Origin of the sequence: Thalassospira lohafexi, assembly GCF_002844275.1 — a bacterium.
GTDB lineage: Bacteria > Pseudomonadota > Alphaproteobacteria > Rhodospirillales > Thalassospiraceae > Thalassospira > Thalassospira lohafexi.
On record NZ_NXGX01000001.1, the window covers coordinates 509,819 to 522,074 of the forward strand.

Here is a 12,256-nt window from a genome sequence, read left to right on the forward strand (position 1 = left end):
CGCATATACTCCGCCTAATGTAAGAAGCGGTTCGCAAACCCCTGAGAGGACCTATGAACGGCAAAGCCGAAGTACCAACGGAAGAAGAAAAATACCGCGCCCCGGCATTGTCAAAAGGGCTTGATATTCTTGAGCTTCTTGCCTCTGAGGCGGATGGGTTGTCGCAGATTGCCATTGCCAAGGAACTGGGGCGCAATACCTCGGAAATTTTCCGTATGCTCATGGTGCTGTGCCAGCGCGGATATGTCGAACAGCGCGAAGATGATGACCGGTATCTGCTGACGACCAAGATGTTCGAAGTCGCACACCGTCATCCGCCAATCCGTCGCCTGACCTCCATCGCGGGGGAGGCGATGCAACGCCTTGCCAATGATGTGAACCAGTCAATGCATCTGGCGATCATTCATTCGGGCAAAGTGCTTGTCATTGCGCAGGTTGACTGCCCGGATAATAACATCACTGCCGTACGACTTGGCGCGCAGATCAACATCTATGACACGGCATCAGGCCGGGTTTTGGCGGCATGGATGGCACCAGATGCGCGTGACATGCTGCTTCAGGAAGCCGGAGGAGAAGGCAAAGAGGAACACCAAGCCTTCCTTGCCGATTTGCGTGACGTGCGAGAAGCCGGATATTGTGAATCCCAATCTTTGACCATCGGGGGTGTTTTGAACCTGTCCGCCCCGATTTTTGATTTTTCGGGCAAGGTTGTCGCCGCCCTGACAATCCCGTTCATCCATCGCCTGTCGGGAACCTCCATCGTGACCGTCGATGAATGCCGGGAACGCTTGGTCGCACTATGCGCGGATATCTCGCGTAGGCTCGGTGCCGGGGCTGGCAACAGTTAAGATGAAACTGTGACGTAAGAAATTTTAACAACTTGTTTTACAAGTGTGCGTTGACTAGTCTGAAGGTCCTTGCCCCATCGGAGTAGCCCCTCATGTCACGATCTGTTCTTGCCCTTTTGGATGTCCGTCCGGCCTATACGGAAATGCTTGCCCAAAAGTATGACTTGCATCGCTGGGACCTGCTTGATGACAAAAAAGCGTTCCTGAACCAGACCGGCAAAGACATCACCGCTCTTGTGACTTCGGCTGGTTTTGGGTTGCCCGATGGATTGATTGACGACTTGCCGAACCTTGAGGTGATTACAAGTTTTGGTGTCGGGTATGACTCGATTGATATCGAAGCCTGCCGAGCACAGGGTATCCGTGTGTCAAACACACCTGATGTTTTGACCGATGATGTTGCCGATACCGGCATCATGCTAATGCATGCCACCTTGCGCCGTATCGTGGTTGGGGATCATTGGGCACGAAGCGGTCAATGGGCACAAAAAGGTGCAATGGCGCTTACGCGGTCCGTGCGGGGTAAAAAGCTTGGTATTGTTGGGCTTGGCCGGATCGGACAGGGGATTGCATCGCGCGCCGAACCAAGTGGGGTTGAAATCGGCTATTTCGGGCGCAGCCCCAAACAGGTCGATTATCGGTACTTCGATGATCTGGTTGCCCTGGCGCAATGGGCTGACATTCTGATGGTGGCCTGTCCCGGCGGGGACGCGACCAAGGGGATTGTTAATGCGCCGGTATTATCTGCATTGGGCAAAGATGGCTATGTGGTCAACATTGCCCGTGGGTCGGTGATCGATGAACCAGCCCTGATCGACGCCCTTCGCAACGGCGTGATTGCCGGTGCCGGGTTGGACGTGTTTTACAATGAACCCAACATGGACCGCGCATTTGCCGATTTTGATACTGTGGTTCTGTATCCCCACAGTGCCAGCGGCACGGTTGAAACCCGCGATGCCATGGCGCAGTTGGTTGTTGATAATCTTGATGCGTGGGACCAACGTGGCGAGCTTGTGACACCTGTCGTCTAATGGCGGATCGCGCTGCGGTCTATTGCTCGCGCAGATGCCCATTGACCGTGACCGATTTGATCACGGCAAAGACCTTTTGATGTAATCCAAGGTTCAATCGGTTTGCCGACCAACTGGTAATCCGGGCATGAATGCTTGGCCGGTCTGATGCCGGACCGGTATGAATGGCGTCCAAGTCATGGCCAAAGGCCAGACTGATATCAAGGGTGTCGTTGTTGCTTCCGGCCATTCTGATAATGGTGACGGGGATGACGTTATTGGCACTGATCCCGGCTGGCGGGGTGCGGGCAATCATCACGTCACGCGCACGTATATGCAGACGCACCGGTGTATTTATTGCGTGACCAAGGTATGGCACGACGATGCGTTGCCCGGCACAATCGAGAAAACTGACCTGTGCCTTGGGATCGCGGCTGGCGACCCGTGCCGGAAGAACCGTACCGGTATCAAACTGCCCGGCAAGCGGGGCAAGGTCGGTTCGGCCCAGCATGTCAAATACTGATCCGTTTGCCAGCGTTTTGCCGTTATCAATCACCACCATCTGATCGGCCAAACGCGCGACTTCATCAATCGCGTGGCTGACATACAGGATCGGCAGTTTGCGTTGATCGCGTAGGCTTTCAAAATACGGCAGGATTTCTTCCTTACGCGCTTGATCAAGGGCCGATAACGGCTCATCAAGCAACAAGACATCCGGATTGGCCAAAAGCGCACGGCCAAGTGCAACACGTTGCTTTTCACCGCCAGACAAATTGTTCGGCTGACGATGCAGCAATTTATGAATGCCCAGCATCTCGATGATGTCTTGCTGATCAGATGCAGCCAGTTTCAACCGGTTACGTTTGGCACCGTAATAAAGGTTGTCGTGTACGGACATGTGCGGAAACAGGCGGGCATCCTGAAACACATATCCAACACGGCGTTTACGAATGGCAAGGTTGATGCTGCGCGCGTGATCAAACAAAACCCGATCACCAAGCTGTACGCGTCCTCGCCGCGGCCGGGTTAGTCCGGCGATGATGTTAATGATCGTTGTCTTGCCACTGCCCGACGGTCCAAACAGGGCGGTGATCCCCGGTTCTTCGATGCTGAAATCAGCATCAAGTGCGAATTTCCCGATTTGATGCGAGATACTGACAGAAATGCTCATGATGCGTTCCTTTTGCGGATACGCCGCATGGCAAGTTCAGACAGGAGCAACCCGGTGAAGGCCAGCCCGATGGACAGTGCAGCCAACCGGGCCGCAGCCAACTCACCGCCGGGTGTTTGAATGGCGGTATAGATCGCAAGCGGCAGGGTGCGCGTTTCGCCCGGAATGTTCGAGACAAAGGTAATGATCGCGCCAAATTCGCCAAGGCTTGCGGCAAAGGCGGTAATCGCACCGGCAATAATGCCCGGCCAAGCGAGTGGCAAGGTCAGCGAAAAGAACCGGTCGATTGGCCCCGCGCCAAGGCTTTCAGCCGCCTGATACAGCCCATGATTGACGTTTTCCAAGCTCAGCCGGATGGCGCGCACTTGAAACGGGAAACTGACAATTGCTGATGCCAGTGCCGCCCCGGTCCAGCTAAAAACAAACCGGATATCAAACGTTTCATAGAGCCAAGCGCCAAGCGGGGCGCGCGTGCCAAATCCGATCAACAGCAAATAGCCCATCACCACCGGCGGCAGGATCAGCGGCAGATGAACACAGGCATCAAGAATAAAACGCCCGGGAAACCGTCCAAGGGCCAAGGCCGTCGCAGTTAAGACCGCAAGCGGAAGCGCACAGGCAACCGCAACACCCGAGATGCGCAGGCTGAGCAACAATGCGTCGATTTCGGCAGGCGTCAAAGTGATCATTGTGCCGCTGTATCCGGGGTAATGGTTACGGTGGTTGCGATGGCGTCAAAGCCATAGTCGGCAAAAATCGTCGCCGCGTCATCCCCCAAAAGCCAAACGAGGAATTTTAAGGCTGCGTCGCCGTCTTGCGGATCAATAAGTGCAATCGGATAGGTGATTGACGGATGACTGTCTGCGGGGAAGGTCCCAATGATTTTAACCCCATCGGAAATCATCGCATCCGTGCGGTAAACAATACCAAGTGGCGCCTCGCCGCGCTCAACAAGTGCAAGTGCAGAACGGACGTTATCTGCACGCGCCAGCCGGGGATTGACCGCGTCCCACTGACCAAGTGTTGTCAGCGCCTGTTTGGCGTAAATGCCTGCCGGGACATGATCGGGATCACCTACGGCAATGCGTTCGTCATGACCAATCAGGTCGGTGATTTTAGTACTTTTGGTGATATCGGTCGGCGGCGTTGTGCTGTTGGCAGGTGCAATCAGAACAAGGCTATTGGCCAAAATATCCTGACGGCTGTTTGATTGGATGACGCCCTGATCATTGAGCCAGTCCATCCATTTCTCATTGGCTGAGATGTATATGTCTGCTGGTGCGCCTGCGGCAATTTGGCGTGCGAGTGTCGACGAACTGGCAAGAGAAAGCCGAACATGGATGCCGGTTTTTTCCTCATATTGCTGTGCGGCGGTCTCGATTGCATTGGTGAGGCTGGCCGCGGCAAAGACGGTGATGTCCTCTGACCACGCAGGTGCTGCAATGGCTCCCAGACCAAGCAACAGCAACGACAAGGGCACTACCAGTAACCGACGCAGGTGAGGCATTCTGAACTCTTTTACATGACAAAACAAAAGACAACTGGTGGTATGTGATCAACCACAAACGGCTGCGCGCAATGGATCGTCGGGTTTAAGGTCAAACCATTCATCAATGGCGGTTGGAAAGCCACTTTGATCAAGACTGGTCTGGTCGGTGATGTAGCCACGTTTGCCGGTAGTGCAATTGACCAGATGGGTCAGAGCCAATGTGGTGCTGCCTTTTTTAAGCAACAAGGTCGTGACGCGCTTTTCATCCGGGGCTTGCGGGTTGATGACAACTTTTTCCCGGTCAACAGCGGTAAAGCGATTGATCGGAGCCGTGATCAAAGTCCAGGGCGCAAAGACGTTTTCATCGGCAAATGTCTGGGTGATGATCACGGTATCTGGCAGGCGGGATGCATATCGATCAAACCAGCTATATTCATCCCAGATCATATAGCAGAACATGGCGATTGCTGCGGTGAAGGGAATGACATACTTCGGCACCTTTCGTCCCAAAAGACGGAACAGCAGCATGATGACGCCTGCTGCGGCAAAGCCGATAACAACTGTCGTAAAAATAAAGACGTACATCCGACCGTGCCTCCCTAAATTCTATTTTGGTTTAAAGACACTTGGTATGTCCTGTCATCGAGTTATCGCAGGACACGGCGAAGCTCAAGTACGCCTTTGGGATCACGTTTTGACACCTGTGCCAGAAACAACCCCGATGCGGCAATGGCATCAGAAAGGGCATTGTGCGGGCGAAAGGGCGGCAGGTTGTGTGACCGCCGCAGGTTATCAAGTTTCAGAGCCCCGGACTTAAACGGCTGTCCTTGACGGTGAAGGTCCCGTAATCCGAGAACAAGAGTATCAACGGTGGGGATTTGCAGCGGCGCACCAAAGCATCGTTTGCAGGCATGGCCCAGAAAACCAAGCTCAATCGGGGCATGATGGGAAATCAAAACACGTCCGGCCATCTGGGGTAAAAGCAGTTCGAGGGCTGCTTTGATGTTCGGGGCATTTGCGACGTCACTGTCAAAAATCCGGTGCACCACCACCGAACTTTCCGTGAGTTCCTTGGTCGGGCGCACCAGAATATGTTCGCAACTGGAAAAATCAACGCCAAGCTGCCGAATGATCACCCAGCCCAGACTGACGATTTCGTCGCGTTTGGGATCAAGACCGGTGGTCTCAAGATCAAGGGCGATAAACTCCGTATCCATGATTGGTCGCGTCGGATCCGCTGCCGGAACGTCATAATACGTGCGCAGTGCCCCGGTGGCACGACGTTGAACCAAGTCGCGGTAGAACTGGCTGTCGGTAATTTTTTGGCGCAGGCCCATAATGATCAGGTCCCGCTTTTGCCAAAGGCGGTTTCAAGCGCACTTTGAAGGTTTTTGATAACGGAGAATGCATCCTTGAGGTGGGTGCGTTCAAACGCCGACAGGCTTTCGGGGTGTAAAAAGTTATCTGGTGCGTGTCCCTGACGAATTTGGCGGACCTGATGTTTAAGGCGGGTGATGCTGATGAATTCAAATGCATCCAAAAGGTCAGACGCCCCTTGCGTGCTGATGGATGGGAATGCCTTCACCGCACGCAGGCGATCAAACGTATTGACCTCATCAACACCGTTGGCCAAGGCGTGAATACGGGCCAGATCGACAATCGGCACCACACCGTTATGTTTTAGATCAAGCGTACTGTCATGTTCGCCGCCCCGGATCATGACAAAGTTTTTGAAAAACCCGAGTGGCACGTGATGGGTCATCGCATTGCCAACCAGATAAGCCTGGAAAATACGGTTGTCCTTGGCTCTGGAAACAATGATGCGATGCAGGTCATCAAACAGGGATTTGGTCCCGTGAATGGGCCGCAAATCAAACCAGACAGAACACAGCATCAAGGCCTTGGGTTCGGGCTGTTCGATCCATTTGTTGAAATAGTTCTGCCAGACTTTTGCCGGTTGCCGCCACTCGGTGGTTTTGGCCATCATGTCACCGGGGCAGAAAACATACCCGACGTCGTTTAAGCCATCGCAGACGAATTCAGCGAGTGCCTTGAAGTATGCCCCGTGTGCTTCTTCAACGTAGGCATCATCAAGGATCAGGCAGTTGTCCTGATCTGAAATGGCGGTTTGTTCCTGACGGCCCTGTGATCCACCGGCCATCCAGACATAGGGCACGGGCGGTGGACCAAGCTTTTCCTCGGCCAGCTGAAGAAGCCGCACGGTTGCCGCATCCGACAATGTTGTGACGATATGTCCCGCATTCTGTGACGTTGCACCAGCTTCGATCAAATGGCTGAGCAGTTCAGGCACCTGTGCTATGACCTTTGCCATATCGGCCGGGTCGTTAAGCTTGCTGATTTTTCCGGCCATATAGACCGCCGAAAGCGATTGACGCGCGAGCAGGTTGTTGGTCGTGATCATGCCGACCGCCTTGCCGTCCTTAAGGACGGGCAGGTGGCGGATGTTGTTGCGCGTCATGGTCAAAAGCGCATCGAAGGCATAATCGTCGGGATGGATTGAAATCGGCTTGTCGGTCATGATCGCCGTAACCGGTTCGTCAAAACTGCGTGCTTGCGCGATGACGCGATTACGCAAATCGCGGTCGGTTATGATACCGGCAATTTCATCACCGTTTTGCGTGATCAGCAGGCACGATACCCGTTCATCGCACATTAGTTTGCCTGCATCGAGAATGGTTGCACTGCGATCAATGCTGACCAGATCGCGTGCAATCAAATCGGCGACCTTGACGCTCATGAGTTTGAGTTGGTCATCATCGCGGCTTTCGATCATCTGCATGCCGCGGCGCAGGCGATCCCCGCCCATCTGGGCGAAAAAGTAGTTAAATTGCGGATATTTTCCCGCCAGATCGTGGAAATCTTTTTCCGGCAGCAAATAACACAGGCTGTCTTCAAGCGTGGTGATGTTGTTCGCCGCCCGTCCTTTGCGAAACATCGCGCGGACGCCAAAGCATTCGCCCTCAGACAGACGCGCAAGCAATTGACCGTTCGGGTCGCGGGTTTCGGTGCCGCCGGTACGAATGATATAAAGGTGTAAGCATTGCTGTTCTGGCGACAGAACCTTGGTTCCGGCCCGGAAGTAGCGTGCGGTCAGACGCTTGGGCAGGCTTTCAATCACGTCATCAGGCAACAGATCAAACGGATGATGCTGTTTGAGGAATTCTGCGATTTCTTCAAGTTCGATGCTCATGGTCGACCGGTCCCCTGTCGCGCAAGAAGTGCTCGGATTTATTGTTGCCTGACAAAGCGGTAAAAGAAAAGCCCCCGGACCGATCAGAACGATGATCCGGGGGCCTGCAACAGATTTTAATTTGGCAAACCTGCCGACCGATTAATGGTCGACGGCGGAACCGGCCCCTTTCGGGACACGGATGTCTTCGATCATGTGCTGGATATGCGCTGGCGGTTCGGCGGTAACTTTAGATACCCCAAACGCCACTGCAAAGTTCAGCAACATGCCAACCACACCAATGCCTTCCGGCGAAATGCCGAACAGCCAGTTGGCCTCAACGTTTTCGATCATGACCGGGATAAAGATCCCTTTATAGGCCATGATATAGCCCATGGTGAAGATCAGGCCGACCAGCATCCCGGCAATGGCACCTTCGCGGTTCACCTTCTTGGAGAAAATCCCCATGATGATAACCGGGAAAAGCGATGCGGCCGCAAGACCAAAGGCAAATGCCACAACCTGTGCCACAAAGCCCGGCGGATTGTAGCCAAGATAACCGGCGATCACGATGGCAGCTGCCGCCGCAACGCGCCCGGCCATAAGCTCCTGGCCTTCGGTCATGTTCGGTGTGAATGTCCCCTTAAGAAGGTCATGGGACACGCCAGACGAAATCACCAGCAACAGACCTGCAGCCGTCGACAGTGCCGCCGCAATGCCACCGGCTGCAACCAGTGCAATCACCCAGTTTGGCAACTGTGCGATTTCCGGGTTGGCCAGCACCATGATGTCACGGTCGACTTGTAACTCGTTACCAGCCCAGCCGTATTGGGCTGCTTTGGTTTGGAAGTCGGCATTGGCATCATTGTAGTACTGGATGCGTCCGTCACCGTTCTTGTCTTCAAACGATAGAAGACCGGTGGCCTCCCAGCGTTTCATCCAGTCCGGACGTTCTTCATAAGACAGGTTACCATCTTCTGCACCGACTTCGCCGGTCTGTATGGTTTCGGTCAGATTCAGGCGTGCCATTGCACCAACAGCCGGGGCTGTGGTGTAAAGCAACGCGATGAAGACCAATGCCCAACCAGCAGAAGACCGCGCGTCACGTACTTTTGGGACAGTGAAGAAGCGTACAATAACATGCGGCAAACCGGCCGTACCGACCATCAATGCAAGTGTGATCGCAAAGATGTCGATCGTCGATTTGTTGGTTGTTGTGTATTCAAGGAAGCCAAGTTCGGTCACGACACTGTTGAGGCGTTCAAGCATGAATTCGCCCGTGCCATTGATCGTGGAGCCGAATGCCAGTTGGGGCAACGGGTTGCCGGTCAACTGGAATGCGATAAAGATTGCCGGAATGGTATAGGCAACAATCAGGACGCAATACTGAGCAACCTGGGTATAGGTAATACCCTTCATACCGCCAAGAACGGCATAGATGAAGACGATGCCCATACCGACAATCAGACCGGTAATAAGTTCAACTTCAAGGAAGCGCGAAAATACGATCCCAACGCCGCGCATTTGACCTGCCACATAGGTAAACGAAATAAAGATCAGGCAGATCACAGCAACGATACGGGCTGTTTTGGAATAGTAACGGTCGCCGATGAATTCCGGCACGGTAAACTTGCCGTATTTGCGCAAGTACGGTGCCAGCAGCATCGCCAGCAGGCAGTAGCCGCCGGTCCAGCCCATCAGGTAGACCGAGCCGCCATAGCCAAGAAAGGCAATCAGGCCGGCCATTGAGATGAAGGAAGCAGCAGACATCCAGTCTGCTGCGGTCGCCATGCCATTGACGACCGGGTTAACGCCCTTGCCAGCGACATAAAATTCGCCGGTGGTGCTTGCCTTGGCCCAGATCGCGATGCCGATATACAGCGCGAAACTCAGACCAACGGCGATGTAGGTAAGGGTGGTAAGATCCATCTTGTCTGTCTCCCCAGATCAAGCGTCAATCGTCGTCTTCATGAACGCCGAATTCGCGGTCCAGTTTGTTCATCTTGGCCACATAGATGAAAATCAATGCGACAAAGACGTAGATGGACCCCTGTTGGGCAAACCAGAAACCAAGCTGGAAGCCCGCTATTTCGATCGTATTAAGGGCGTCGACAAACAAAATGCCGAAACCGTAGGAAACGATGAACCAGATCGCCAACAAGGTTGCGACCAGTTTCACGTTTCTCTTCCAGTAGGCTGCGCTTTGGTCATTCATCGCGCGTCTCCTTCCTAGAAATGACAACTTCCTCTGCCGACGTCTTGGTTATGTTGTTTTCGGTCGGCGGCCTGTAATCAGTGCCGTCATGGCGCAATCATCCATTTAGGGCACCAAAATCCGATACCAGTTTTCGATAACGGCCATAAGCTAATCATTAGTCGTATGAGAACGGGAGGAATAGGGTCGCAAGATGCTGAAAAAACTGAAAAACATGAGCAAAATCACAGCGCTTTGCCATTTGCACTGCAGTGCATCATGGCGTGCATTAAATATTTTAAATAAACGTATAAAGTTTGTTTTTCAGGGGTAAATCTTACGATTTGGTCACCAAAGTTAATGCTTATGTGACTGCGAACGACACCAAATGTCGTCGCGTCGTGGCGCATCTTTCCTGATCTGAAACGCATTTTCAGGGGGGATTGGTGGCCGTGTTTTACCCCTTCGGGCATTTCCAAAGCTGTTTGCTTTGTATCCTGCGCGGTTTGAAGTTGTTTGTAGAAGGCCGGTCGGTTACAAACGGGCAAAGTATTTCAGGTGCGCGCAGATTGCGTACCGTAGTTTTCCGATCCCGTGTGGTCGGACCCAACGACATTTTTGGATGGGGAATTTAATGGCATCCTACCAGTATATCTACGTCATGAAGGACCTGACCAAGATCCTTCCGGGCGGTCGCGAACTTTTTAAGGGCATTACACTGTCCTTTCTGCCCGGCGTAAAAATCGGTGTTCTCGGGAACAACGGTGCGGGTAAATCGACCCTGCTTAAAATCATGGCGGGCATCGAAAAGGATTACGGCGGCGAAGCATGGCCAGCCGAAGGTGTTCGTGTTGGTTATCTTGAACAGGAACCGCACCTTAATCCTGAGAAGGATGTGCTTGGCAACGTGATGGAAGGCTGTGGTCAGATTGTTGATGATCTGGCACGCTTTAACGAAATCAGCATGTCGTTCGGCGAACCGATGACCGACGACGAGATGACGAACCTTCTCACAGAGCAGGGCGAGCTTCAGGAACGCATCGATGCCGCCAATGGCTGGGATCTCGAGCGGACGCTTGATATCGCCATGGACGCATTGCGCTGCCCACCGAAAGACGCAGACGTTAACAAGCTTTCGGGTGGTGAACGTCGCCGTGTTGCGCTTTGCCGTCTTCTGTTGGACAAGCCTGACATTCTGCTGCTTGACGAACCGACTAACCACTTGGATGCGGAATCGGTTGCGTGGCTTGAACGTCATCTGGAAGATTATCAGGGTACCGTCGTTCTGGTGACCCACGATCGTTACTTCCTCGATAACGTTACCGGCTGGATCCTTGAACTCGACCGTGGTCAGGGCATCCCGTACGAAGGCAACTATTCGTCCTGGCTGGAACAGAAACAGAAACGCCTTGCACAGGAAGCCCGTCAGGAAGGCAGTCGCCAGAAACAGCTTGCGACCGAACTTGACTGGATCCGTCAGAACCCGAAAGGCCGTCAGGCAAAATCCAAGGCCCGTGTGCGTGCTTATGACGATCTCGTCGCCGAAGCCGCCAAGGCTGTGCCGGATTCAACCAAGATCGTTATTCCGATTGCCGAACGTCTTGGTACCGAAGTTATCACTGCCGAAGGCCTGACCAAGGCATTTGGCGACAAACTTCTGTTTGATGATTTGCACTTCCGTCTGCCGCCGGGCGGCATTGTTGGTGTGATCGGTCCGAACGGTGCGGGTAAAACCACCCTGTTCCAGATGCTGACCGGCAATGATACCCCGGATTCCGGGACGTTGAAGATCGGTGAAACGGTCAAGATGGGCTATGTCGATCAGTCGCGTGACTCACTTGATCCCAACAAGACCGTCTGGCAGGAAGTTTCAGATGGCCTTGACGAGATTCTTCTGGCGAAACGCCCGATGAGCTCGCGTGCTTATGTGTCGCAGTTTGCGTTCAAAGGTAGCGACCAGCAGAAAAAAGTCGGTCAGCTTTCCGGTGGTGAACGTAACCGTGTTCACCTTGCCAAGATGCTGAAATCTGGCTCGAACGTACTGCTGCTCGATGAGCCGACCAACGACCTTGACGTTGATACGCTCCGTGCGCTTGAAGAAGGCTTGCTGGAATTTGCTGGTTGTGCCGTGGTTATCTCGCACGATCGTTTCTTCCTTGACCGTATCGCCACCCACATTCTGGCCTATGAGGGCAATTCGCATGTCGAATGGTTCGAAGGCAACTATCAGGAATATGAAGCGGATTACAAACGCCGCTATGGTGATCAGGCCGATCGCCCGCACCGCATCAAATACAAACCGTTGACCCGCTAATTCGCGCGCAACGGGTTTGAATGACAAAAGGCCACCTTCG

The 12,256-nt window shown here is 53.5% G+C and carries 11 protein-coding genes; 3 read left to right on the plus strand and 8 right to left on the minus strand.

The annotated features are described in order from the left end of the window. Positions 1-53 precede the first annotated feature (53 nt). Positions 54-848 carry an IclR family transcriptional regulator gene (locus COO92_RS02315; protein WP_101299535.1) on the plus strand — a complete coding sequence of 265 codons (795 nt, stop codon included), beginning with the start codon at positions 54-56 and terminating at the stop codon, positions 846-848. A 92-nt stretch (positions 849-940) separates the two neighbouring features. After that, entirely contained in the window at positions 941-1,879 is a 939-nt protein-coding gene (locus COO92_RS02320) for a 2-hydroxyacid dehydrogenase (protein WP_101299537.1), read from the plus strand. A gap of 19 nt (positions 1,880-1,898) precedes the next feature. Here COO92_RS02320 and modC read toward each other — a convergent pair whose 3' ends face one another. The 8 genes from modC to COO92_RS02360 all read right to left on the minus strand — a co-directional run bounded on the left by modC (position 1,899) and on the right by COO92_RS02360 (position 9,923). Beyond that, positions 1,899-3,029, minus strand: a complete 1,131-nt coding sequence (gene modC, locus COO92_RS02325; protein WP_101299538.1) for a molybdenum ABC transporter ATP-binding protein — start codon at positions 3,027-3,029, stop codon at positions 1,899-1,901. Beyond that, a complete protein-coding gene (modB, locus tag COO92_RS02330; protein ID WP_022734300.1) occupies positions 3,026-3,718 on the minus strand; it encodes a molybdate ABC transporter permease subunit in 693 nt (230 codons plus the stop codon). Before modB ends, modC begins: the two co-directional genes overlap by 4 nt. Next, positions 3,715-4,536 (minus strand): molybdate ABC transporter substrate-binding protein, encoded by an 822-nt coding sequence (gene modA, locus COO92_RS02335; RefSeq protein WP_101299540.1) that lies wholly within the window; start codon positions 4,534-4,536, stop codon positions 3,715-3,717. Before modA ends, modB begins: the two co-directional genes overlap by 4 nt. 48 nt (positions 4,537-4,584) lie before the next feature. Beyond that, entirely contained in the window at positions 4,585-5,103 is a 519-nt protein-coding gene (locus COO92_RS02340) for a hypothetical protein (protein ID WP_101299542.1), read from the minus strand. A 62-nt stretch (positions 5,104-5,165) separates the two neighbouring features. Continuing rightward, entirely contained in the window at positions 5,166-5,855 is a 690-nt protein-coding gene (locus COO92_RS02345) for an exonuclease domain-containing protein (protein ID WP_101299544.1), read from the minus strand. A gap of 5 nt (positions 5,856-5,860) precedes the next feature. Beyond that, positions 5,861-7,729 carry a DUF294 nucleotidyltransferase-like domain-containing protein gene (locus tag COO92_RS02350; protein WP_101299546.1) on the minus strand — a complete coding sequence of 623 codons (1,869 nt, stop codon included), beginning with the start codon at positions 7,727-7,729 and terminating at the stop codon, positions 5,861-5,863. Between the two features lie 141 nt (positions 7,730-7,870). Then, positions 7,871-9,637: a sodium:solute symporter family protein gene (locus tag COO92_RS02355; protein WP_101299548.1), complete on the minus strand. Its 1,767-nt coding sequence runs from the start codon at positions 9,635-9,637 to the stop codon at positions 7,871-7,873. Between the two features lie 25 nt (positions 9,638-9,662). Further along, the gene (locus COO92_RS02360) at positions 9,663-9,923 is read right to left on the minus strand and encodes a DUF4212 domain-containing protein (protein WP_101299550.1); all 261 of its coding nucleotides are present in this window, start codon (positions 9,921-9,923) and stop codon (positions 9,663-9,665) included. 613 nt (positions 9,924-10,536) lie between these two features. Here COO92_RS02360 and ettA point away from each other — a divergent pair. Further along, entirely contained in the window at positions 10,537-12,216 is a 1,680-nt protein-coding gene (gene ettA, locus COO92_RS02365) for an energy-dependent translational throttle protein EttA (RefSeq protein WP_101299551.1), read from the plus strand. Positions 12,217-12,256 lie beyond the last annotated feature (40 nt).